Source organism: Pseudomonas sp. WT-JTC (genome assembly GCF_056711565.1).
Window position 1 is genome coordinate 3030456 of sequence record NZ_CM160042.1, and the last position, 21893, is coordinate 3052348.

At 59.0% G+C, this 21893-nt stretch carries 23 protein-coding genes; 9 read left to right on the top strand and 14 right to left on the bottom strand.

The genetic code is table 11. From position 1 onward, the window contains the following. Nucleotides 1-66 precede the first annotated feature (66 nt). The 3 genes from zapE (at nucleotide 67) to AC06G5_RS13955 (ending at nucleotide 2403) form a co-directional block, all read left to right on the top strand. A complete protein-coding gene (zapE, locus tag AC06G5_RS13945) occupies nucleotides 67-1185 on the top strand; it encodes a cell division protein ZapE (protein WP_480459700.1) in 1119 nt (372 codons plus the stop codon). 26 nt (nucleotides 1186-1211) lie between these two features. After that, a complete protein-coding gene (locus AC06G5_RS13950; RefSeq protein WP_413704923.1) occupies nucleotides 1212-1793 on the top strand; it encodes a DinB family protein in 582 nt (193 codons plus the stop codon). Between the two features lie 118 nt (nucleotides 1794-1911). Next, complete coding sequence (locus AC06G5_RS13955) at nucleotides 1912-2403, top strand: GNAT family N-acetyltransferase (protein WP_413428817.1); 492 nt, start codon at nucleotides 1912-1914, stop codon at nucleotides 2401-2403. A gap of 81 nt (nucleotides 2404-2484) precedes the next feature. On the opposite strand, the gene AC06G5_RS13960 is transcribed toward AC06G5_RS13955, so the two are convergent. The 3 genes from AC06G5_RS13960 to AC06G5_RS13970 all read right to left on the bottom strand — a co-directional run bounded on the left by AC06G5_RS13960 (nucleotide 2485) and on the right by AC06G5_RS13970 (nucleotide 4980). Further along, nucleotides 2485-2694 (bottom strand): hypothetical protein, encoded by a 210-nt coding sequence (locus AC06G5_RS13960; protein WP_413428818.1) that lies wholly within the window; start codon nucleotides 2692-2694, stop codon nucleotides 2485-2487. A gap of 168 nt (nucleotides 2695-2862) precedes the next feature. Continuing rightward, the gene (locus tag AC06G5_RS13965) at nucleotides 2863-4599 is read right to left on the bottom strand and encodes a phosphoethanolamine transferase CptA (RefSeq protein ID WP_413428819.1); all 1737 of its coding nucleotides are present in this window, start codon (nucleotides 4597-4599) and stop codon (nucleotides 2863-2865) included. A 198-nt stretch (nucleotides 4600-4797) separates the two neighbouring features. Continuing rightward, complete coding sequence (locus AC06G5_RS13970; RefSeq protein WP_347906748.1) at nucleotides 4798-4980, bottom strand: DUF6026 family protein; 183 nt, start codon at nucleotides 4978-4980, stop codon at nucleotides 4798-4800. A gap of 272 nt (nucleotides 4981-5252) precedes the next feature. Between AC06G5_RS13970 and gnd the strand changes: the two genes are divergently transcribed. From gnd to AC06G5_RS13985, 3 genes are read left to right on the top strand one after another with little or no spacing between them, the layout of a single operon-like run. After that, nucleotides 5253-6233 carry a phosphogluconate dehydrogenase (NAD(+)-dependent, decarboxylating) gene (gnd, locus tag AC06G5_RS13975; protein WP_480459701.1) on the top strand — a complete coding sequence of 327 codons (981 nt, stop codon included), beginning with the start codon at nucleotides 5253-5255 and terminating at the stop codon, nucleotides 6231-6233. After that, nucleotides 6230-7744: a glucose-6-phosphate dehydrogenase gene (zwf, locus tag AC06G5_RS13980; protein ID WP_413427466.1), complete on the top strand. Its 1515-nt coding sequence runs from the start codon at nucleotides 6230-6232 to the stop codon at nucleotides 7742-7744. The genes gnd and zwf overlap by 4 nt, the downstream gene beginning before the upstream one ends. After that, entirely contained in the window at nucleotides 7741-8562 is an 822-nt protein-coding gene (locus AC06G5_RS13985) for an HAD family hydrolase (protein WP_413427467.1), read from the top strand. The genes zwf and AC06G5_RS13985 overlap by 4 nt, the downstream gene beginning before the upstream one ends. A 145-nt stretch (nucleotides 8563-8707) precedes the next feature. Here AC06G5_RS13985 and nhaB read toward each other — a convergent pair whose 3' ends face one another. The 3 genes from nhaB to AC06G5_RS14000 all read right to left on the bottom strand — a co-directional run bounded on the left by nhaB (nucleotide 8708) and on the right by AC06G5_RS14000 (nucleotide 12131). Next, nucleotides 8708-10210 (bottom strand): sodium/proton antiporter NhaB, encoded by a 1503-nt coding sequence (gene nhaB, locus AC06G5_RS13990; protein ID WP_480459703.1) that lies wholly within the window; start codon nucleotides 10208-10210, stop codon nucleotides 8708-8710. Between the two features lie 78 nt (nucleotides 10211-10288). Beyond that, nucleotides 10289-11578 carry an NHL repeat-containing protein gene (locus AC06G5_RS13995; RefSeq protein ID WP_413427469.1) on the bottom strand — a complete coding sequence of 430 codons (1290 nt, stop codon included), beginning with the start codon at nucleotides 11576-11578 and terminating at the stop codon, nucleotides 10289-10291. Between the two features lie 286 nt (nucleotides 11579-11864). Continuing rightward, entirely contained in the window at nucleotides 11865-12131 is a 267-nt protein-coding gene (locus AC06G5_RS14000) for a hypothetical protein (protein ID WP_007983639.1), read from the bottom strand. Between the two features lie 342 nt (nucleotides 12132-12473). On the opposite strand from AC06G5_RS14000, the gene AC06G5_RS14005 reads away from it, so the two are divergent. Further along, entirely contained in the window at nucleotides 12474-13799 is a 1326-nt protein-coding gene (locus AC06G5_RS14005) for a sigma-54 dependent transcriptional regulator (protein ID WP_413427470.1), read from the top strand. A gap of 55 nt (nucleotides 13800-13854) precedes the next feature. Here the strand turns inward: AC06G5_RS14005 and AC06G5_RS14010 are convergent, their stop codons facing one another. From AC06G5_RS14010 to pnuC, 8 genes are all read right to left on the bottom strand, one after another. Beyond that, the gene (locus AC06G5_RS14010) at nucleotides 13855-15162 is read right to left on the bottom strand and encodes a hypothetical protein (protein ID WP_413427471.1); all 1308 of its coding nucleotides are present in this window, start codon (nucleotides 15160-15162) and stop codon (nucleotides 13855-13857) included. Between the two features lie 46 nt (nucleotides 15163-15208). Continuing rightward, entirely contained in the window at nucleotides 15209-15970 is a 762-nt protein-coding gene (locus tag AC06G5_RS14015; protein WP_480459704.1) for a hypothetical protein, read from the bottom strand. Nucleotides 15971-15996: 26 nt separating this feature from the next. Further along, nucleotides 15997-16677, bottom strand: a complete 681-nt coding sequence (locus AC06G5_RS14020) for a C39 family peptidase (protein ID WP_413427473.1) — start codon at nucleotides 16675-16677, stop codon at nucleotides 15997-15999. Between the two features lie 61 nt (nucleotides 16678-16738). Continuing rightward, a complete protein-coding gene (locus AC06G5_RS14025) occupies nucleotides 16739-17566 on the bottom strand; it encodes a heme utilization protein (RefSeq protein ID WP_413704917.1) in 828 nt (275 codons plus the stop codon). Between the two features lie 64 nt (nucleotides 17567-17630). Further along, complete coding sequence (locus AC06G5_RS14030) at nucleotides 17631-18209, bottom strand: adhesin (RefSeq protein WP_413427475.1); 579 nt, start codon at nucleotides 18207-18209, stop codon at nucleotides 17631-17633. Between the two features lies 1 nt (nucleotide 18210). After that, entirely contained in the window at nucleotides 18211-18657 is a 447-nt protein-coding gene (locus AC06G5_RS14035; protein WP_413427476.1) for a hypothetical protein, read from the bottom strand. A 485-nt stretch (nucleotides 18658-19142) separates the two neighbouring features. Next, on the bottom strand, nucleotides 19143-19667 hold the full coding sequence (locus AC06G5_RS14040; protein WP_480459886.1) for an AAA family ATPase: 525 nt from the start codon (nucleotides 19665-19667) through the stop codon (nucleotides 19143-19145). After that, nucleotides 19664-20227 carry a nicotinamide riboside transporter PnuC gene (gene pnuC / locus AC06G5_RS14045; RefSeq protein ID WP_413427477.1) on the bottom strand — a complete coding sequence of 188 codons (564 nt, stop codon included), beginning with the start codon at nucleotides 20225-20227 and terminating at the stop codon, nucleotides 19664-19666. Before pnuC ends, AC06G5_RS14040 begins: the two co-directional genes overlap by 4 nt. Before the next feature lie 403 nt (nucleotides 20228-20630). Here pnuC and AC06G5_RS14050 point away from each other — a divergent pair, with 403 nt between their 5' ends. Beyond that, nucleotides 20631-21461 carry an undecaprenyl-diphosphate phosphatase gene (locus tag AC06G5_RS14050; RefSeq protein ID WP_413427478.1) on the top strand — a complete coding sequence of 277 codons (831 nt, stop codon included), beginning with the start codon at nucleotides 20631-20633 and terminating at the stop codon, nucleotides 21459-21461. After that, the gene (locus AC06G5_RS14055) at nucleotides 21458-21889 is read left to right on the top strand and encodes a DUF1294 domain-containing protein (RefSeq protein WP_413427479.1); all 432 of its coding nucleotides are present in this window, start codon (nucleotides 21458-21460) and stop codon (nucleotides 21887-21889) included. The genes AC06G5_RS14050 and AC06G5_RS14055 overlap by 4 nt, the downstream gene beginning before the upstream one ends. Nucleotides 21890-21893: the final 4 nt, after the last annotated feature.

Sequence of the window (21893 nt, forward strand, 5' to 3'; positions counted from 1 at the left end):
TTCCCGCCCGCACAAAAACGCCGATCAATGGTCGCGTTATCAATGCGCAATGGCATACTGCCGCCCATGACTATCGATTCCCCCTTGAGCGCTTGGCAGCATGCCATTGAACAAAAGGGCTTCGTCCAGGACGAAGCTCAGGAGCATGCCGTGTGGGCGTTGCAAAAATGCCACGAAGCGCTGCACGAAGGCCGCTCACCCATTTCCGGCGTGTACCTGTGGGGGCCGGTGGGGCGGGGTAAGACCTGGTTGATGGACCAGTTCTACCGAAGCCTGCGAGTACCGGCGCGGCGCCAGCACTTTCACCACTTCATGGGCTGGGTGCATCAGCGCTCGTTTCAACTGACCGGCACCGCCGATCCGCTCAAGGCGTTGGCCCGTGAATTGGCCGAAGAGGTTCGCGTGTTGTGTTTCGACGAGCTGTTCGTCAATGACATCGGCGACGCGATCATTCTCGGGCGCCTGTTCCAGGTGATGTTCGAACAGGGCGTGGTGGTGGTCTGCACGTCCAATCTGCCACCGGACCAGCTGTACGCCGACGGTTTCAATCGCGACCGTTTCATGCCCGCCATCGCGGCGATCAAGCAGCACATGCAGGTGATTGCAGTCGATGGCGGGGAAGACCATCGCCTGCATCCGGGTGCTGGTTCACAACGTTATTGGGTCGCCGAGCCCGGGCAGCCAGATGCGCTCACCGGGGTGTTCTCGGGGTTGGCCGTGAATCAGCCGGTGTCGAGCGAACCGGTCAAGGTCGGTTACCGCTCCCTCGAGGTGGTCAAGGCCAGCCCGACCGTGCTCTGGACCTGTTACGCCGCGTTGTGCGAGCAACCTTTCGCGGCCATGGATTTCATCGCCCTGTGCGATACCTACAGCGCTATTCTGTTGAGTGACGTACCCAACCTCAGCGCGCAAAAACGTGCCGGGCGCATCGCCCGTGGCACTGAGGACGGTGTCGAGCGGGTGGCAGCGGGGGACCGCGAGCTGCCACAGTTGTCGGTGCATGACGATGGTGTGCGACGGTTTATTGCCCTGGTGGACGAGTGCTACGACCGCAAGGTACCGCTGTACCTTGAAGCGCAAGTGCCGATGGCGTCGCTTTACACCGAGGGTTATCTGGAATTCCCGTTCCGCCGCACCCTCAGTCGATTGCAGGAAATGCAACTGCAGAGGTTTGCCGAAGTTTGATCGGGATTTGATCGGGAGCAGCGAACATGAATCAGCCCCTTTCGCACCATTTGCTGACCATGGCCTATCAGAACGCCTGGGCCAATCACCGACTGGCCAAGGCCTGGCGTCAGTTGAGCCCGCAGGAGCTGACTGCACCGCGGGTCAGCTTCTTCCCGACTATCCGCGCCACCCTCAACCACATCCTTACCTGTGACTGGTTTTATGTGGACGCCCTGGAGCGCGAACTGCGCGGCGACGATCCACATCCCGACTGCCGTGTATTTTTCAAGGAAGACGAGCCTTTTCTCATGGCGACGGACCTCGTTGGCGAGCAGGCCCACGTCGACCGCCGGCTGATCGCCTACTGCGAGCAGATGCGCGACGCCGACCTTGGCAAAATCGTGACCATCGCCCGCGACACCCCGCAACACGACAGTCGTTTGCGCCTGCTGTCCCATTTGTTTGAGCACCAGATCCATCACCGCGGCCAGGTTCACGCCATGCTCAGCGGAACTTCGGTCCGGCCACCGCAGCTCGACGAGTTTTTCTGCGCCGGAGAGTCACACTTGCGGGCCGAGGATTTTGCCGAGCTGGGATGGACCGAAGCCTTGATCTGGGGCGCTTGAGCGCCAAAAGATTTCCTCGGTTGCGATTGTCGTTGGCAGGGTGCTCGCGCTATGGTCAGCGCGCACTTCAGCGTGAAATACATGCTGGGGGCTACTTCATGTGTGATCGAGGATGGAAATGGACTCCGCAGAAATTCTTGTGCTTCAGGCCAGTTACACCAATCCGGTGCATGCCGAGGCTATTTGTCTGGTGTTGAACCACTATGCCGAGGATCCGATGGGGGGTGGTCAGTCGTTGCCAGCCAATGTACTGGAGCAACTCCCGGCAGAGCTTGCCAGGCGTCCCCACGCCTTCAGTGTGCTGGCGTTTGTCGGGGGCGAGCCAGCCGGGCTGGTCAATTGCTTCGAGGGGTTCTCGACCTTTGCCTGCCGGCCGTTGGTCAATGTGCACGATGTGTCGGTGGTGAAAAAATTTCGCGGGTTGGGCTTGAGCCGGAAGATGCTGCAAAAGGTCGAGGACATCGCCCGTCAGCGTGGTTGCTGCAAGCTCACCCTGGAGGTGCTGGAAGGCAATGCCGTGGCGCAGGGCGCTTATGCAAAAGCCGGTTTTGCCGCCGGCATGTTCGATCCGGCCCATGGACGCATGCTGTTCTGGACCAAGAGCCTCTGACTCAACAGGAAAAAAAGGGCGTCCATCAGGACGCCCGAACGATGTTCTCCAACTGTAGAGCCGCAGTCAGAGGTCCATGGATCATTTCGGTCTGTAGGTTTCAGTCATTTGTGCGGTTTGATCGTCGGGTACCCGCAGCTCAGAGCTTTGGATCGGATGGCCCAGGGCTTGTTGCTGGGCCAGTCGCAGACTTTCGTAGTAATAGCGCATGCGTTCGGCTCCACCCTCGGCAAATGCGCTGGCCGAGCCCAGTGCCATCAGGCCGGCGAGGATCGCGGCGGTGCGTTTCATGGTATGCCTCCCACTGAAGTTGTCGGATGCCTTTCGTCCATGAGCCAATGAATCAGTGTCGAAATGGCATTATCCGCCGATTCGGTTAAATGGGAATTAACTTCATCAACGGCTGCCATTTCCGAAGCGAGAAGATGAAAAAGGGGCCGGAAGCGGCCCCTGAAAGGATTACTGCTGAACAATTGCGGGTGGCGTTTTCGGCTTCATCAGGCTGAAGTCGATCAACGCGCGTTGCTCGCGCTCATACGGGTTGCCGATCATCAATGGCCGGGCCTTGAAACTGTCGCTGACCACACTTTTGCTTTGATCGAGTTCGTCGAAGCTCAGGCCTGCCAGATCGGCCCAGGTGTGGATCAGGTGCGAGCTGCTGTAAGGCCGCGAGAGATCACCGGCGAGGTTCCAGTCATGGCTTGCCCGCCATTTCGGCGAAGCCCAGGCCATGAACGGAATGGTGTACATCGGTGCTGTCGGCTTGTTCTCGTTGCGCCCCAGTGTGCTGTGGCCCACGGAATCGAACACGTCTTCGCCATGGTCGGACAGGTACAGCAGGAAGCCGTTCGGATCGGTCCTGGCGTAGTCCTTGATCAGGCTGGACACCACGAAGTCGTTGTACAGCACGGCATTGTCATAGCTGTTGTACGTCGGCAACTGGTCATCGCGAATGCCGGCCGGTACGCCAGTGCGGTCCTGGAACTTGTCGAAGGTCGGCGGGTAGCGGTACTGGTAGCTCATGTGCGTGCCGAGCAAATGCACGACGATGAGCTTGCGCGGTGCCCCGTCGGCCAAGGCCTTGTTGAATGGCTCGATCACGTCGCCATCGTACTGGGCGGCGTTCTGGTTGCGGTTGTTGTTCAGATACACCTGCTGGTCGGCCTGTTCGGAAAAGGTCGTGAGCATGGTGTTGCGCTTGGTCATGGTCTGCTGGTTGGTGATCCAGAAGGTCTTGTAACCGGCCTGTTTCATCATGCTGACCAGCGATGGCGTCGACAGGTACAGGTCCGGGTTTTCTTCGTCGGCGAAGGTCAGGACCTGCTGCAGCGCCTCGATGGTGTAGGGGCGCGGGGTGATGACGTTGTCGAAAACGTCCAGTTGATCCTTGAGCTTGTCCAGTTCCGGCGTGGTTGGCCGGGGATAGCCGTACAGGCTCATGCGCTGACGGTTGGTGGACTCGCCGATCACCAGCACCAGAGTCGCAGGCGTGTTGGCCATGGCATCCTTGAGGTTATGCAGTGGTGGAATCTTGCTGGCGCTTTCCAGCATGTCCTGCATACCGGCCAGGGTTTCCAGGTAACGGTGATAGGCCACGGCCATCTGCCACGGCACCGCAGGTTCGATGCGGGTTTCGAACTTCTCGAACCCGGCCGCGAAACTGCCGGTACGCTGGGTCTGCTTGATCAGCGGATAAGCGACCACGGAGACCAGAATGGCCACTGCTGCCACGATTGCCTTGCCGCGAGGCAGGTACACCGGGCGCAGGCGCGTCCACAGGAACCAGGAGAAAGCGCTGTGGGCCAGGAATGCCGGGACCATCCACCAGGCAAAATACTGGGTCATGTACTCGCCGGCTTCAGCCACGTTCGATTCGAACATGATGAAGATGACGCTCTGGGAAAATTCCTGCTGATAAATGAAGAAATAACCCAGGCTCGCCATGGAGCACGCCCACAGCACGACGCCGATCACTGCGGACATGACACGGGTTTGCCGGGGGAACAGCAACATGGGCGCCAGCCAGATGGCGCTCATGACGAAGGCCTGGCGGAATCCGCTAAAGCCGGAGGTGCCAGTCAGCTGGATCAGTAGTTGGGTAATGCCGGAAAAGTACCAGAAGAAAACAAACAGCCAGACGAATCCGGCCCAATCAAAAGCTGTCGCAGTAGTTTTACTGCGTTCAAACAAGGACATTCAGCGCTCCAGCCGAGAATTCACTACCACCGCCGGGACTTGGGTATCGCGGACGACGAACGATGGCCGCGCGGAATCGGGCGACCTAAACCAGTAATTATTGTGAAACAATTGTGAAAATTATGTGAGGTGCCAGGGAGGGCAGGGCGTGAGCCGGTGCGGAAGCAGTGCAGACTGCTCCCGCTTCAAAGGAGGGAATCAGGCGAGTGGGGCGCGCTGCACCACAGCCAGGGGCTGCACTTGATTGGCTTGCAGCAGCAGCCGCAATTGCGCCAGTTCCTGCTTCAACTGATCGCGTTCGTCCTTCAACTGGCGCAATTCATCGCGACGGATAGTGACGTAAAGGGTTTGTGCTGGCAGTGCGGTATGTACTGTGCCCATTGCTCACCTCGCAAATGGCGTGTCTCAACTGTAGGTACGCCTCGAAATCCGGGGCTGACCTACTATCGGCGCCAATTTTGATTTCTTTTGCCCCCGAAGGGAACTTTTTTATTTTTCATGGTCGTTGTGTCTTCGGTTTGATTCCCGACGTTATCCATCAGGATCGGGCACAATGCCCGGAAACTTCACGCCAACGCTCTGGACTAACCTCATGAGTCGCGTTGGGCTATAACCTTTGACACACTTTAATTTGTAGTAGGGAGCATCAGCACATGCAACTCGGGATTATTGGACTGGGCCGCATGGGCGGCAATATTGCGCGGCGCCTGATGCTCAACGGGCACACCACCGTTGTTTACGATCGCAATACCGCCTTTGTCGAAGCCCTGGCCACAGAGGGCTCCACTGGCGCCGCCGATCTGCCGGCGCTGGTTGCCGGCCTGGCCAGGCCGCGTGCGGTCTGGGTCATGCTGCCGGCCGGCGCGCCGACCGAAGAGACCATCGACACCCTGAGCACCTTGCTCGAACCCGGCGACACCATCATCGACGGCGGCAACACCTTCTATAAGGACGATATCCGCCGGGCGAAAACCCTGTCGGAAAAAGGCCTGCATTACATCGATGTCGGTACCTCCGGCGGCGTCTGGGGCCTGGAGCGCGGTTACTGCATGATGATCGGCGGCGATGCCGAGACCGTCAGGCGCCTTGACCCGCTGTTCGCAACCCTGGCCCCGGGCCTGGGCGACATCCCGCGCACCAAGGACCGCAAGTCCGACGACGATCGTGCCGAGCGTGGCTACATTCACGCCGGTCCCGCCGGTGCCGGGCATTTCGTGAAAATGATCCACAACGGCATCGAATACGGAATGATGCAGGCCTTCGCCGAAGGCTTCGACATCCTGCAAACCAAAAACAGTGAGAGCCTGCAACAAGACCAGCGCTTCGACCTGAACGTCGCCGACATCGCCGAAGTCTGGCGTCGTGGCAGCGTGGTGTCTTCGTGGTTGCTCGACCTGACCGCCGACGCCCTGGCCAGTGATCCGAAACTCGACGGCTTTTCCGGCTCCGTGGCCGACAGCGGTGAAGGTCGCTGGACCATCGAAGCCGCGATGGAGCAAGCGGTGCCGGTGCCGGTGCTGTCGAACTCGCTGTTCTCCCGCTACCGCTCCCGTGGGCAAGGTACCTTTGGCGACAAGATTCTCTCGGCCCAGCGCTTCGGCTTCGGCGGCCATGTGGAGACCTCGAAAAAATGACCCATGCGATCCGCAGGAAATCCAAGGCCGAGCCCGCACCACCGACGACGCTGTTTCTGTTTGGCGCCCACGGTGACCTGGTCAAGCGTCTGTTGGTACCGGCGCTGTATAACCTCAAGCGCAACGGCTTACTCGGGGATGGACTGCGGATCATCGGCGTTGACCACAACGCCATCAGCGATGAAGGCTTTGCGCAAAAGCTCGAAGACTTCATTCAGAACGAGATGGCTGGCAAGGGCGACCACACCCTTGATCCAGCGCTCTGGTCCAAACTTGCCAAAGGCATCAGCTACGTCCAGGGCGACTTCCTGGACGCCAGCACTTATCAAGCGCTGGCGGCGAAAATCGCCGACAGCGGAACCGGCAATGCGGTGTTCTACCTGGCTACCGCGCCGCGTTTCTTCAGTGAAGTGGCACGCCGCCTCGGTGCCGCCGGCTTGCTGGAGGAAACCCCCGAGGCTTTCAGAAGGGTCGTGATCGAAAAGCCCTTCGGCTCCGACTTGCAAACGGCCGAGGCCTTGAACGCCTGCCTGCTCAAGGTGATGACGGAAAAGCAGATCTACAGGATCGATCATTACCTGGGCAAGGAGACCGTACAGAACATTCTGGTCAGCCGGTTCTCCAACAGCCTGTTCGAAGCGTTCTGGAACAATCACTACATCGATCACGTGCAGATCACTGCCGCCGAAACCGTCGGCGTGGAAACCCGTGGCAGTTTTTATGAGCACACCGGCGCGCTACGGGACATGGTGCCCAATCACCTGTTCCAGTTGCTCGCGATGGTGGCGATGGAGCCTCCCGCCGCGTTTGGCGCCGATGCGGTCCGTGGCGAAAAAGCCAAGGTCGTCGGTGCGATCAGGCCCTGGACGGTCGAGGAGGCCCGCGCCAACTCGGTGCGCGGCCAATACGCCGCAGGCGAGATCGACGGCAAGGCACTGCCGGGTTATCGCCAGGAAGACAGGGTCGCGCCCGACAGCAATACCGAAACCTATGTGGCCCTCAAGGTCATGATCGACAATTGGCGCTGGGTCGGGGTGCCGTTCTACCTGCGTACCGGCAAGCGCATGAGCGTGCGCGACACCGAGATCGTGATTTGCTTCAAACCGGCGCCCTATGCGCAGTTCCGCGATACCGAGGTCGATGAGTTGCAACCGACCTATTTGCGCATTCAGATCCAGCCCAACGAAGGCATGTGGTTCGACCTGTTGGCCAAGCGGCCCGGTCAGGCCCTGAAGATGGACAACATCGAGCTGGGGTTTGCCTACAAGGACTTCTTTGAGATGCAGCCATCCACCGGCTACGAAACCCTGATCTACGATTGCCTGACAGGCGATCAGACGTTGTTCCAGCGCGCCGACAACATCGAAAACGGCTGGCGCGCCGTACAGCCGTTCCTGGATGCCTGGCAGCAGGATTCCAGCGTGCAGAGCTATGCCGCCGGGGAAAACGGTCCCAAGGCCGGCGAAGAATTGCTCATCCGTGACGGTCGCGTCTGGCACCGTCTCGGATGAAGGAGGCCACGCAACGCCCCATTGGTTTTTTGCTCAGTGACATGGACGGCACGTTGCTGCTGCCCGATCATGGCCTGAGTCAGCGCACCATCGACGCCGTCCGCTCGTTGCGCGAGGCGGGTGTACTGTTCAGTCTGGCCACTGGCCGGCCACCCAAGGCCATGTTGCAAGTCATTGAAGCCCTGGGCGTCGACCTGCCGACGGCGGCCTTCAATGGCGGGACGCTGGTCAATCCGGACGGCAGTATTCTGGTTGCGCACTATTTGCCGGCTACTGCCGCATTAACCACATTGACGCTGCTTTGCGGCCTGCCAGAGGTTGAGGTCTGGGTGTTCAGTGGCGGCGACTGGCTGGTCAAGGATGCGAACGGCCCGATGGTGCCTCGTGAGCAACACGGCTTGGGGTACCCGCCGGTGGTGGTCGACAGTTTCGAACCCTATCTGGAGCGCATCGACAAGATCGTTGCCGCGAGCAACAACACCGGATTGTTGATCGAGCTCGAAGCGCGGCTGCTACAGCAGGTAGTAGGCCAGGCACAGGTGTCGCGCTCCCAACCGGTGTATCTGGATGTGACCGCCATGCAAGCCAACAAGGGAGAGGCATTGGTGACGCTGGCCAGGCATCTCGGTGTGCCGCTGGAACAGACGGCGGCGATAGGGGATGGCGGCAATGACCCGGCAATGTTTCAGGTTGCCGGGCTGTCGATTGCCATGGGGCAGGCGGAGGATGCGGTGCGGCGCCAGGCCGATGTGGTCACCGGTGCCAATACCGAAGACGGTGCTGCGCAGGCAATCGAGCAATACATCCTCCCTCGATAACAACGCAAAACCCCTGTGGGAGCGGCGGTGCGGCGATCCGACTTGCTCGCGAATGCGGTGTGTCAGATACATCAATGTTGACTGACACACCGCATTCGCGAGCAAGTCGGATCGCCGCACCGCCGCTCCCATATTCTGTTTCGGGTCAGAGCCAGTAGCTCACTGCATACCACCCGAGCAAGCCCATCACCACGGTGTAAGGCAACGCCATCCAGACCATTCGCCCATAAGACAGGCGCACCAGCGGTGCGATCGCCGAGGTCAGCAGGAACAGGAACGCCGCCTGACCGTTGGGCGTCGCCACGCTCGGCAGGTTGGTGCCGGTATTGATCGCAATGGCCAGCGTCTCGAAATGCTCACGGGTCATCTCACCCGCCATGAATGCACGCTTCACTTCAGTGATGTAGATGGTTGCCACGAACACGTTGTCGCTGATGGCGGACAACAGGCCGTTGGCAATGAACAGCATGCCCGGCTGTTGGTCCGCTGGCAGTGTCAGCACCCAGTGGATCAGTGGGGCGAACAGTTGCTGATCGTGAATCACCGCGACGACGGCGAAAAACACCACCAACAACGCGGTGAACGGCATGGCGTCCTTGAACGCGGTGCCAAGGCGGTGTTCGTCGGTGATGCCGGTAAAGGCGGTGATCAATACGATCACCATCAGGCCGATCAAGCCCACTTCGGCGATGTGGAACGCCAGCCCGGCAATCAGAATCAATGCGGCAACGCCTTGCACCAGAAGCGCTGCACGTTGGCGAGTGGTGCGCTCGGCATTGTCTTCGGCGGCGTAGTTGGCCAGCACCGCATGGACGTTATCCGGCAGCAGCGTGCCGTATCCGAACCAGCGCAGCTTTTCCAGCAGGACACACGTTACCAGCCCGGTAACCAGTACCGGCAGGGATACCGGCGCAACCCGGGTAAAGAACTCGGAGAAGTGCCAGCCCATTTCATGGCCGATCAGCAGGTTCTGCGGTTCGCCGACCAGCGTGCAAACACCGCCCAGAGCAGTGCCCACGGCACCGTGCATCAGCAGGCTGCGCAGAAAGGCGCGGAACTGTTCGAGATCCCCCTGGTGCAGGGTAGGCAGATGCTGGTCGTCGCTGAACTCGCTGTCCTGACGCGGATCGTTACCCGAGGCAACGCGGTGATACACCGAGTAAAAGCTTACGGCGGCACTGATAATCACGGCGGTCACGGTCAGGGCATCGAGGAACGCCGACAGAAAGGCTGACAAAAAGCAGAACATCAGGGCCAGCAGGGCCTTGGAGCGAACCCCCAACAGCAGGCGCGAGAACAGGTACAGCAACAAGTCCTTCATGAAATAGATACCGGCCACCATGAACATCAGCAGCAGGATCACCGGGAAGTTGTGCAACAACTCCTCGTACAACGCCTGGGGCGTAGTCATTTTCAGCAACAGGGCTTCAATCAGCAACAGGCCGCCGGGCATCAGCGGATAACACTTGAGTGCCATGGCCAGGGTGAAGATGAACTCCAGCACCAGTAGCCAGCCGGCAGCCATCGGGCCTGCGGCCCACAGCACCAGGGCATTGAGAATCAGAAAGCCGACGATGCAGGCCTTGTACCAACGGGGCGAGTTCCTGAGAAAGTTGTGTGCGAACGCCTGGGCCATTGAGCCGGACATCGGCTGCTCCTTGTTTTAAGAAGCGCGCAAGTTGCCGCAAGCAGCCTGGAAGATCAAGCGCAGTACTACTGCATCGGTTCAGCCCAGATATCGCGTGACTACTGCCTTGTAACTGCCATGCAACGAATAGCCACCAGCCACGATGTTGCCATCGGCCTGCACCGCGACACAGGTGGCAGTATCCAGGCTGGGGCCGAGGCGGCTCCGCACAAAGCCGCGGCCTGCACCAAAGCGGGGATCGAGATGGCCATTGGGCAGGTACCGTCCGACAATGAAGTCTGCCTCAACGCCGCCGATGGTCGCGCCCGCCGTGATCAAACGGCCATCGGGCTGTAATTGCGCGGCACTCCACTGGCAGCCGCTGCGGCCAATTTCCAGGCATCGCGGGTGGCCGCTGTTGCAGTGGTTGTCGGGGCGGCCGTTGCTGTGCATTTTAAAGGTCAGGCAATGCATCGGCTCATGACTGCTGCCCACACACAGGATATCGCCAGTGTGTTGCTGGACCACCTGACTGACTTGGGCACCATGCCCATGCGCCTTGAACGTCATGAATCCATCCACGGCAAAGCTCTCGTCGAGGCGCCCATCCGGGTGATAGCGGGCCAGCAAGCCTTCTTCAGGGAAGTTGATCGATCCACCCACCAGAATCCGACCGTCGCGTTGAACGGTCAGGCTGCTGAGCCAGGTATTCACCAGCAGGTGCCGTACCACGACAAAGCCGTTGCCATTGAACGAGCAGTCCAGCGAGCCTTCGACATCCAGCCGTATCAACAGGCCCACGTGATCGGCCAGTTCGTAGTAATGGTTGGCCAGGACCAGGATCCGGCCGTCTTGCTGTACGTCCACATCGCAGGCTTCTGCGCCTGGCACACCGGGAGGCAGCCAGATATCACGCATGCCCAGGGAAAGACCGCCAGGCAATCGTACGACGCGCTGGCCATTATCGCCAAAGCCGTGAACCAGATTGCCCCGCTGATCCAGCAATGCGAGGGCCGGGAGCGTGTGGTGCGCGTTTTCGTAGTGCAGACCGGCCAACAGGATATTGCCGTCGGGCATGACCACAACCTTGGCGCCCATGGCTTCGAATCCCGGTTCGAATTGCCCGATGATGCTGCCTTGCTTACCGAACGCGAGGTCCGCGGAACCATCCTCCAGCAAGCGGGCCAGGCCAAAGCGGCAGCCATCGGCCATGGTGACCTTCGCAGCCACCAGCAAACGGCCCTGGGCATCGATTGCGACGTCGTTGGCAATGCTGGAAAGGCTGTCGGCGAAATACACCTGGGTTTTGCCATTGGCGGCAAACGTTGCATCGAGGGTGCCGGCGGTTTTCCGGGTGGTGGGGTAGGCAATAGCGGGCCGGATTGACATGAACCGCATCTCCTTGCGAGTCGTCCGGATCCAGAAGTTTGGGTGGCGACGTAATAAGGAGACTATTCAATCCCTGAATGGGGAGATGCACAACAGTGAGAAGTAACAGACGGAGAGTCGCTGTGTGCCACAACAGTGTCTTTTCGAACCAATAGCGAGCCTGCGAAGTACCGGGTGCGTAAAAGTTCGAACTTGCGGAGGTAATCAGTGCGGATGGGCGAGAGCGTTCAGCCCAACTAATGACAGGGGGAGGGTGCGGATTACCCCGGGGTAATCCGCAAAACGATTAGTGCGGCATCGACCACGACTGCAGTGTGTAACCTTCCTGGCTCAATTCGGCGCGGGCCTGTTCCAGCAGCAGTTCGAGTTGTGCCGGATCGGAATAAGCGCTGCTTGGAATCTGCTTGCGGCCAATGCTGGTGCTGGTGCGGTCGATAACGGTCAGGCTGAGTTCGCCATTACCGTCTTGTGGAGCCCAGGCCACGCATTTGAATGGTTTAAATGCGCGGTCGGCAATCAGAAGTGCTTCGTTGATACGCAGCGGGGCGTTCATAGGGTCTTCTCTCAGTTTGCCCAATCAAGTGATGTGCCGACGGTTGGGCTTACCGTTCAGCTGGTTACTTGTACTGATGCCCGCAACCGGGGGTTGGGTCACACACAATCAAAAGAATTTTCCACTTTATTTCATATACTCAAGTATGAGCCTGACATTGAAAGCTGAATGAAAGGAAAGAGTCGTTAGGTAACTATCAAAAGTGCTTCTTATAACCGGTTTTATGACAACGCTATAGTCAAACAGTTCAAGGGCCTGTCAAATTCTTGCTAATGTTACAGCCAGGTCCGCCAAACGACTGTTTTTAATAAATTTTCTTAAATTTGGCGCCAAGGAACAGTCATGAGCGATGCGCCTGCTTTACGACGTTTACTAGTGGTGGACCCCTGCGACGATTGCCATCGTCTGATCCCCGGATTGCGGGCTATCGGTTGGGACGTTGATAGCTGCACGCTGGAGAACGCCGCTGACCGATCCTGTGACGTGGGTTTGTTACGCTTGCAGCCCTTTCACCTACAGCACCCGGAAGCTGTCAAAGCGTTGATCAGCCGCAGTGGCACCGAGTGGATAGCTGTACTCAATCAGGAAGTGCTGCGACTGCAAAATGTCGGCGACTTTGTCTGTGAATGGTTTTTTGACTTTCATACCTTGCCATTCGATGTGTCCCGGGTCCAGGTAACATTGGGGCGCGCGTTTGGCATGGCGCGCTTGCGCGGGCAGGGCACGGTCTATGTCGACCAGCCCGAGCACGAATTGCTGGGCGACAGCAAGCCTATTCGTGAGCTGCGAAAGCTGTTGAGCAAACTGGCTCCGACCGAATCTCCGGTGTTGATTCGGGGTGAAAGCGGCACTGGCAAGGAACTGGTCGCACGAACCCTGCATCGTCAGTCCCAGCGTCACAACAAACCCTTCATTGCGATCAATTGTGGTGCGATTCCCGAACATTTGATCCAGTCCGAGCTGTTTGGCCATGAGAAAGGTGCATTCACCGGCGCGCACCAGCGCAAGGTCGGACGGATAGAAGCCGCCAACGGTGGCACCCTGTTTCTCGACGAGATTGGTGACCTGCCACTGGAGTTGCAGGCCAACCTGTTGCGGTTCCTCCAGGAAAAACACATCGAGCGGGTGGGTGGCAGTCAGCTGATTCCGGTGGATGTTCGGGTTCTGGCGGCAACACATACCGACCTTGAAGCCGCCATCGAGAAGAAGCGCTTTCGCGAAGACTTGTATTACCGCTTGAACGTACTGCAAGTGGCAACCGTTCCGCTGCGCGAGCGCCATGGCGACCTGGCGACGCTGGCCAACCACTTCTCCCATCTCTACAGCCATGAAACCGGGCGCCGCCCGCGCAGTTTCAGCGAAGACGCATTGATTGCCATGGGCAAACACGACTGGCCAGGCAATGTTCGCGAACTGGCCAACCGCGTTCGTCGCGGACTGGTGTTGGCCGAAGGCAGGCAGATCGAGGCCCGCGATCTGGGGTTGATCAGCCAGCATACAATCGCCGCGCCGATGGGGACCCTCGAAGAATACAAGTCCCGGGCCGAACGCCAGGCGTTGTGTGATGTATTGAATCGCCACAGCGATAACCTGAGTGTCGCCGCCAAAGTATTGGGTGTGTCGCGACCGACCTTCTATCGCTTGTTGCACAAGCACCAGATTCGCTGAACCGCAGCCTGAAAAAACCGTTGCGATTGCAATTGCAGCGGTTTTTTTGTTCGGGTCAGAAGTAGTAAGGGAGTTTCAGGCTGAACTGGAAGTCCGGGGCATCGTCCGTCATGCCGATGGACAGGTTGGGGACGATGGTCAGATTGTCGGTGGCCGCAATGGTCATGCCGATGTTGAAGTAGCCGGCGTTGGCATCGCTGGACACCACCGATTGCCAATCCCCGCCATCTTCCTTGAGCTTGCTTTTGCGTTGCACCAGGTCAGAGACCGAGAACGACATACTCATCTTTTCGTTCAAGGCGAACGCAATACCGGCGCCGATCTGGAAACTGTCGCCAATGCGGACTTTGCCCGGTGTCTTGACCGCCGGGTTGGAGCTGATGTCGTCGAAAGACTCTTCCAGGTTGTGCGTGTAGGACAGGCTGCCGAACAGCACTGCCGGATCGAACGTCTTGACCAGAGAGATCCCCGGCGTAATCGACCAGACGCCGTTACCGGTAGGCAAGGACTCAGGTACGGCCAGGTTGGAGTTATCGGCCGCCCGAATCAGCTTGATGCCGAACGGGTCTTTGCCGGTTGGTGCCTTGACGCGCAAGGTCACCACGGCATCCGGCGTGCTGGCCGATTCGTCGAGGAATTTGTAGGCGATACCGAAGTTGACGTCACCAATGGTCGGGTCTTCCTTGACCGTATCTTCGGTCGTGACGTTGGCGGTGCCGTTGTTGCCGCCACCGGACTGGTACGTGGATTGGCGGTAGACCACCGGCACGTTCAGGTCGAATTGCCAGCGATTGTTGAAGTTGTAGCGGCCGGTGAGGTCAAGCGTCCAGGTGTCGGCCTTGATCCGGTCCAGGTTGATGGAGCCCAGGAAGATCGAGTCCAGGGCGAGAAAGCCGTTGAGGATCAGTTGGCGGGTATCGTATCGGGAGTAGGTTATTCCGGTTTCGAAGCTGAACTTGCCACCGCCGAAGAATCCGCTGGCCTCGTCATACAGGTTTGAAACGCTTTGCGCCGGTTGAGAGTCATCGGCCAGCGATTGTCCATAAGAGCTGCCGCTGCCCCCGGCGGCGCCCCCTGAAGCCGCCGCGGCGCCGGTGCCGGTGGCGACTTTTGGATTGCCTTTGAGGTCCGCTGGCGACTTGGCCAGGCGTTTAGGGGGGGGCGCAGCGGGTTGGTCTTCGACCTGGCGGACCCGTTGTTCGAGAACCGCCAAGGCTTTTTGCTGTACTTCGTATCGCTGCTTCAACTCCAGAAGCTCTTGTTTGAGAGCCTCCATTTCCGGGTCAGGTGCTGCCTGCAACATCGCCGCGGGGAGTAGAGCACTCAAGCATGCAACTGCACGCAGTGATACTGATCGGTACATGAAATAAGCCGTCCATTTGTGCCCAATGCTCGAGACTCAGCGTAGTTCAATACCCCAGGGTCCGTAATGCAGTGAGTTGGTTCAGGTTGCAGTCCAATACACTGGCACTCGGGCCATTATTGTTGAGCACTACGTTAAGTTGAGTCATGTTGTCGACCACGTTGCTGCTGCCCAGCAACCGGGTATTTTGCAGCAACCCGCCTTGGGCGACCTGTTGCAGGCTTGAGCCCTGGTTATTGTTGGCAGTAATGGCCATCTGAACTCCGCCGCCCGTCGCGGACACGGCGACACTGCCTGCGGCATTGCCGCCGGTAATGGTTTGACCGGCTATCAGCGCCTGCCCCTGGCTCGGCACCAGTGCCGGGGCCGTGCTGGCCTCTTTGACGTTGATGGCGATGTTGTTGTTTGAGCTGTTGCCATCGCCTGCGGCCCGTGTGACCTGGGTGATGCCCCGAGAGGTGTTGAGTCCGGCGCCACCCATCACGTTACCGGTACCCTCGTTGTGCGAACGGCCTTTACCGGATTGTTTGATGGTCGAAACATAGAACTCGGGCTTGACCGTTTCGGCCTGGAGTTGCATCGAGGAGGATGCCCCGATCAGATCACCACTGGCGTTGCGCCAGGTACTGCTCATGACGACTCCGAAACTGATGATCCGCCCCGGCATAACATACCGGCCACGCAACTCGGCCAGTTCCTGGTCCTTGAGTTCGATGGGCCTGAATTCATCAGCAAAACCTGATGTGGTCGCTGCCAGACAGGCGGCGACCACCCAATACGAGGTTTTCATTTGCTGCTCCCGGAGCATCCTGCCCCCTATCATCTTGTTGGCGATTAAAAGAAGTCGCTCTGTATGAAGCCAAAATCCATCAATTCAGCGTCTTTGACCGGGTTGAAATTATCCATCTTGTTCTTGGCTGTCAGCGGTTCCGGCGGGCTGCGTAACGCATTGGACTTGTCGTAACCGGGACCGACGATGGCGAAGACAATGCCATTCCAGCCTTTGACAAAGTCATCATGGGAGTAGCGTTTGTGACCAAGTACCGGGTCGCCGATATAGACCCAGTTCCTGTCCGCCCGCTGCAACACCACGAAGTGCTTGTAGCCGCGAATTTCCATCAGTACCACCACCGGAATCGTCACTGAATCGAGTCTTTCAGGCGGGATTTTGTAGCCTCGGGCGCGCATGCCGATGCTTTCTATGTAGCGCTTCATGTCCAGCATGGAAAAACCCTGGGTACGTACAAGGTCCTGGTCGGCGTAGACCAGCATGCCTTTGATGATGTGCTCCTCATCGACGTCGAGCCAATAGGCCTGGCGCAGTATCGTTGCCAGCGCGGCGGCGCCACAGCTGAAATCGGTTTTCTGTTCGACGATGTCGCTGAACTTGCGCTCGCGCAAACTCTGTACGTGCTTGTACACCAGCACGCCACCCGGCAGGGCCGCAACCGGCATCTGTGCGGCCTGGGTCAGGCCAGACAGGCAGAGCAGGGCGAAAAGGGCCGTCTTACGCATGGACGATACGCCTCCAGACCGAGGAAAAGCGTCGTCGCCGAGGCTTTCATGACGGTCGCGATTATGGGCATGATTTGCAGCCTGCGGCGATGGACAGCGAGTTGCTTTGCTGGTTGCCGACGCCGGACGATACGTTGGCTCCGCCGTTGCCGGAGAAGCTGTTCATCGAGCCCGTGATCGAAGCATTGTTGGTTACAGGAGGTCTCCAGCCTTCTGGCGTCATCACTTGTTGTGTGGTTATGCCGGACAGACCGAGTACACCTACGGGTACGAAATCAGTCCTGGCGTTGTTGGTGACTTTCAGCCCGGACGTGCTTTGGTTCGCCGCCGCCGCGGCTACTGCTACACGGCCGCCGGAAACGGCAATCGCCAGGTTGTTTTTCTGTTGGTTGAAGTCGCCGGTGGTCACGTTGATGCCGATGTTGCCGGAACCGCTGTTGCCAGAGTTATTGAGCGTTGTGTTGTTGGTGTTGGAGTGGTTCCTGGCGGTGTTGCCGGTGCTCTTCTGAGTCGCGCTGGAGACGGTGACGGCGGAGCCGAAGATGAAGGCTTCGTCAGCCGTGGCAAGGGCGGCGGCGTTGTCTTGCTGGTTGCCGTTACCGGCTGCAACGTTGGCGCCCATGTTGCCGTTGGAGTTGTTCAGGGAGTTATCGATTTTGGCGTCGTTTTTGGTGCCCCGGTTCACTACCCCGCTGTCACTGCTTTCCTGCGAGTCCAGCACGGCGGCCCCGGCGCCTGCGGTAATCTGCAGAATCTGATCCAGCGATGGGCCATTAGGCGGTTGGTTGCTGCCCTGTCCATTGCCCTGCACGGGATCAGCCTGGGCTGCGAATGCCATCACTGCTGCCAGGGCGAAAGCCAGTGGTTTGAGAGCAGTTATCGGGTTCATGGTGATTCTCCGTGCTCATTAGTTGGTCAAGTGTTGGTACTTCCCCATTCGCACTGTATCGGGGTCAGTCAGAGACCCGGATACTCAGGGTGTTAGCCATTCGGTTCCCCACCCCGGCACTCTGGTTCACCTGGATCACGCCCCGGCTGCCGGTGAAGGCCTGGTCGCTTGTCACGACCTGGCGACTGCCGTTTGGGGTGCCAGTTGCTCCCGAGTTCGGTAGCAACGCCACGTTCTGTTGAGAAAGAGCACTGTCGTCGATGGCTTGCGGTGCGGCGCCGATGCTGATGCGCAGGGCGTTGACCATCTGGCTGTTCGCCCCGGCGCCCTGGTTGACGCCCAGCACGCCGCTGCCATTGCTGAAGGCGGTGCCGCCGATAGTGGCCGTCGCATCCATCGACGGATTGGCGGGCGTGGTGATTTTCTGCTGGACACTGGTGGTCGCACCGGCTTCGGTACCAATGGCGATCGCGCGGACGTTGGCCTGCTGCTGTTGATCACCCGCCGCCTGGTTGACGCTGAAGTTGCCTCGGTATTTAGTGCCGGAATCCTGGATGGAGGCGTTGTTCATTGAACGGACGCCCGAGTCGGCCATCACGCCGGTGCATCCGAGCAGGGCAAGTAACAGGAGGGAACGACTCATCTCATTGGCCTCCCGCCATTCTGCCCAGTGAGCCGAGGCCGCTGCTCATGGCACGATTGATGGTTCCGGAAATAGCGCCGCCACTGCCACCCCCTTGGCCGACAGACATGCCAGGCAAACCGTTGGGGTTGGTGACGACGTTGAAACCTTGCATGCCACCCAGGCTTTGCCCGTTGCTGTTGCGAAGGGCCGTTCCGGTGGTGACCCCGGCAATGTCGGCGTCACTGAGTTCGCCGGTGACGCGGGCCGACGGGTTGGCATTGACGGTGTTCGGGGTCGGATCCCTGCCGCCACTGCGACCGATGGGCGTTGTGTGAATGGTACGATCGAGCACGATGACACCGTTGCCTTCGGCTTGTACGTTCAAACTGAGAACAGTACTGGCAACACTTCCGATCAGCAGTAGGCAGGTCAAGCCTCTTTTTTTGAGAATCCCCACAGTGGTCATTCCTTCTTTCCTGGCTGGCCCTTGTCAGCCATGGAAGAAAGAGAGCGAAACCTGTGCCGGTTTTTGAATATGGCATTGATTCAACGGCTTACGGAGTTTGTCAAAAAACACTTTGTCGGGGATGTTTCATCGGTGAGACAGCGCCCGTCGCGGGCAGCCCGCAAATGCGGATGCACCGCTCTGATGACCCCCTGTAGGAGCGAGCTTGCTCGCGATGGTCGTTAACGATGCCGCGTGTTAACTGACTAAACGCAGCGTCCTTGAGACCATCGCGAGCCAGCTCGCTCCTACAGAGTCCCTGAGTGAATAGCATTGCCCTCTGGAGCGAGGGTTTCAGTGATTCTGTATCAATCCCTTAACAAATCCGCTGGCCAAACGATGAAGGGCGTTCAAATGGGCTGTTTGAGACAGGGAGGGTGTTTCAGGACCGGACATTTTTTCCCAAAACAGGGTGGGGGGAGTGGGGAAGTCCCCCCAAATGCCGGTCAGGCGTCGAGCAATCGGGTCACGGCCTCCAGTGCATGGCGTCGGCGTTCTGCCCAATCTCCGTGCAGTACTTGAACCGGTTGTGCGTGGTGCTCAAGCCAGGCGAGGGTCTGGTCGAAAAAAGCCTGGCGCTCACTCAATCGGGGCTGACAACGCTGACCGTCGTCAGTCCATTTGACGTGTTCCGGCGACAGCAGCAGGTGCAAGTCGTAATGCCGGGCCAGAAGCGCTTGTTCAATCCAGGCGGGGCAATCGCCAAACAGGGTTTGGCTCCAGAGGATATTGCTCAGCAGGTGCGTGTCGAGGATGAGCAAGGACGGTTGTTGCGCCCGCGCTTGGTCTTCCCATGCCAGCTGACCGCGGGCGATGGGCGTAATGTCCGCCAGCGTGGTGTCCCGTGGATTCTGCTCGATGAACCAGCGCACATACTCGTCAACCAGAATCCCGCCGAAACGCTGTTGCAACTCGGCCGCCAGCCAGCTTTTACCGCTGGATTCGGGGCCTGTGAGTACCAGGACCTTCATGCGCGCAAAGCCGGATCGGCGCGCCATTCGCGCCAGCCCTGCACGGCGATAACGGTGAACAACCCGTACAGCGTGGCGGTCAGGTACAGGCCTTTATAGATGAACAACCCGACGAAAATCACATCCAGGGCGATCCACAGCGGCCAGCACTGGACACGTTTTTGCGCCATCCAGACCTGCGCCACCAGGCTGAATCCGGTCAGCGCCGCATCGAGCCAGGGTTGCGCTGCGTCGGTCCAATGGACCATGGCCGCTCCCAGCAACAGGCTGCCGAGTGCGCCAATGGCGAGGCTCACCGCCACGGACCGGCCATCGAGCCGACTGACTTCGCGGCCATGTGTCGTTTCACCAACCCGTGTCCACTGCCACCAGCCGTAAAGCTGCAAGGCGGCATAGACGACTTGCAGCAGCATGTCCGAATACAGCTTCACCTCGAAAAAGACCCAGCTATATAACAGCACCATGACCAGGCCGATGGGCCAGCACCAGGGGTTCTGTTTGACCGTCAGCCAGACGGCAATCACACCGAGGGCGGCGGCAAACAGTTCAAGCCCGGACATGGAGGTTCCTTGGGGAAATCGAAGAGGGGGCCGATTGTAACCGGATTGGCGTGCGCAATCTCGTGGCGAAGGGCATACGCCACTGGAACGTGAAACGGTCCTGAAATATGCCATGGCCTGCCGGTTTCATCGGCTCCGATCGCCGCGGATTCTTGTTCCTGTCATAAACCATTGCCAGCATCCAGCCACGCCATGTCGCATGAGCCTGTACGAGCGCCGCCCGGACTTGTCTGCTAGGATTCCGGCCCCGCACGGGTAAACCTGATTCAGGGTGTTTTTTCACAGGATTTTTACAGTGCTGTGGTGATCCTTGATGCGTGGGGCTTCAGTACGCTGATCGCAATGAAAGCTTTTGAAAAATACTAACGGGGCATGCCGGCGCGCATAGCCTTTTGGGGGATTGATGGATCTTTGGACCGCCTTTCAGGCATTGATTCTTGGGGTTGTAGAAGGGCTGACCGAATTCCTGCCCATTTCCAGTACCGGCCACCAGATCATCGTCGCCGACTTGCTCGGCTTCGGGGGCGAACGGGCGATGGCGTTCAACATCATTATTCAGCTGGGTGCCATCCTGGCGGTGGTGTGGGAATTTCGACGCAAGATCCTTGACGTGGTTATCGGCCTGCCGACCCAGCCGAGTGCGCGGCGGTTTACCGCGAACCTGTTGATCGCGTTCTTGCCGGCGGTAGTGTTGGGCGTCATCTTCGCCGACCTTATCCACAAATACCTGTTCAATCCCATCACCGTGGCAACGGCGCTGGTCGTGGGCGGGGTCATCATGTTGTGGGCCGAGCGCCGTCAACATGAAGTACATGCCGAATCGGTGGATGACATCACCTGGAAAGATGCCCTGAAAGTCGGCTTCGCCCAATGCCTGGCGATGATCCCGGGCACTTCGCGTTCGGGCTCGACGATCATCGGCGGGTTACTGTTTGGTCTGTCGCGCAAGACCGCTACCGAGTTTTCGTTCTTCCTGGCGATGCCAACCATGGTCGGCGCAGCGGTGTATTCGGGCTATAAGTACCGTCACCTGTTTGTCCCGGCGGATTTCCCGGTATTCGCAGTCGGCTTCGTCACGGCCTTCGTCTTCGCGATGATTGCGGTTCGCGGGTTGCTCAAGTTCATCGCCAACCACAGCTACGCGGCGTTTGCCTGGTATCGCATCGTGTTTGGCCTGTTTATTCTGGCGACCTGGCAATTCGGCTGGGTTGACTGGAGCGCGGCCAAGCCGTGAGTGACTCACGCTCGCGCAATAACCCCGGACGCCAGTCCGGGGGACAGATCCGTCATTCACGGTTGAAATGGCTGGTGTTTGCGATCCTGTGTGCGTTGCCGCTGTCGGGATCGCTGTCGTCATGGCTGCATGGAGAGTCGCTGATTCCCCTGGCGGCCTACGGCATCGTCAGCGTCGTGACGTTTTTCCTGTACTGGAGCGACAAGCGCAAGGCCCGCGCCGATCAATGGCGCACGCCGGAAAATGTCCTGCATGCGCTGGAGTTTGCCGCAGGCTGGCCCGGCGCATTGCTGGCCCAGCAGGTGTTTCGGCACAAAACGCGCAAAGTCTCGTTCCAGTTGGTGTTCTGGATCATCGTGCTACTGCACCAGGTGTTCTGGATCGATCACCTGTTCCTTGGCGCACACGTGTTCGCCTTGCTCCAATAACGAA

Excerpts from the sequence above, each read along its gene's own strand:
- zapE (WP_480459700.1), top strand. The coding sequence starts at position 67 with ATGACTATCGATTCCCCCTTGAGCGCTTGGCAGCATGCCATTGAACAA.
- AC06G5_RS13950 (WP_413704923.1), top strand. The coding sequence starts at position 1,212 with ATGAATCAGCCCCTTTCGCACCATTTGCTGACCATGGCCTATCAGAAC.
- AC06G5_RS13955 (WP_413428817.1), top strand. The coding sequence starts at position 1,912 with ATGGACTCCGCAGAAATTCTTGTGCTTCAGGCCAGTTACACCAATCCG.
- AC06G5_RS13960 (WP_413428818.1), bottom strand. The coding sequence starts at position 2,694 with ATGAAACGCACCGCCGCGATCCTCGCCGGCCTGATGGCACTGGGCTCG.
- AC06G5_RS13965 (WP_413428819.1), bottom strand. The coding sequence starts at position 4,599 with ATGTCCTTGTTTGAACGCAGTAAAACTACTGCGACAGCTTTTGATTGG.
- AC06G5_RS13970 (WP_347906748.1), bottom strand. The coding sequence starts at position 4,980 with ATGGGCACAGTACATACCGCACTGCCAGCACAAACCCTTTACGTCACT.
- gnd (WP_480459701.1), top strand. The coding sequence starts at position 5,253 with ATGCAACTCGGGATTATTGGACTGGGCCGCATGGGCGGCAATATTGCG.
- zwf (WP_413427466.1), top strand. The coding sequence starts at position 6,230 with ATGACCCATGCGATCCGCAGGAAATCCAAGGCCGAGCCCGCACCACCG.
- AC06G5_RS13985 (WP_413427467.1), top strand. The coding sequence starts at position 7,741 with ATGAAGGAGGCCACGCAACGCCCCATTGGTTTTTTGCTCAGTGACATG.
- nhaB (WP_480459703.1), bottom strand. The coding sequence starts at position 10,210 with ATGTCCGGCTCAATGGCCCAGGCGTTCGCACACAACTTTCTCAGGAAC.
- AC06G5_RS13995 (WP_413427469.1), bottom strand. The coding sequence starts at position 11,578 with ATGTCAATCCGGCCCGCTATTGCCTACCCCACCACCCGGAAAACCGCC.
- AC06G5_RS14000 (WP_007983639.1), bottom strand. The coding sequence starts at position 12,131 with ATGAACGCCCCGCTGCGTATCAACGAAGCACTTCTGATTGCCGACCGC.
- AC06G5_RS14005 (WP_413427470.1), top strand. The coding sequence starts at position 12,474 with ATGAGCGATGCGCCTGCTTTACGACGTTTACTAGTGGTGGACCCCTGC.
- AC06G5_RS14010 (WP_413427471.1), bottom strand. The coding sequence starts at position 15,162 with ATGTACCGATCAGTATCACTGCGTGCAGTTGCATGCTTGAGTGCTCTA.
- AC06G5_RS14015 (WP_480459704.1), bottom strand. The coding sequence starts at position 15,970 with ATGCTCCGGGAGCAGCAAATGAAAACCTCGTATTGGGTGGTCGCCGCC.
- AC06G5_RS14020 (WP_413427473.1), bottom strand. The coding sequence starts at position 16,677 with ATGCGTAAGACGGCCCTTTTCGCCCTGCTCTGCCTGTCTGGCCTGACC.
- AC06G5_RS14025 (WP_413704917.1), bottom strand. The coding sequence starts at position 17,566 with ATGAACCCGATAACTGCTCTCAAACCACTGGCTTTCGCCCTGGCAGCA.
- AC06G5_RS14030 (WP_413427475.1), bottom strand. The coding sequence starts at position 18,209 with ATGAGTCGTTCCCTCCTGTTACTTGCCCTGCTCGGATGCACCGGCGTG.
- AC06G5_RS14035 (WP_413427476.1), bottom strand. The coding sequence starts at position 18,657 with ATGACCACTGTGGGGATTCTCAAAAAAAGAGGCTTGACCTGCCTACTG.
- AC06G5_RS14040 (WP_480459886.1), bottom strand. The coding sequence starts at position 19,667 with ATGAAGGTCCTGGTACTCACAGGCCCCGAATCCAGCGGTAAAAGCTGG.
- pnuC (WP_413427477.1), bottom strand. The coding sequence starts at position 20,227 with ATGTCCGGGCTTGAACTGTTTGCCGCCGCCCTCGGTGTGATTGCCGTC.
- AC06G5_RS14050 (WP_413427478.1), top strand. The coding sequence starts at position 20,631 with ATGGATCTTTGGACCGCCTTTCAGGCATTGATTCTTGGGGTTGTAGAA.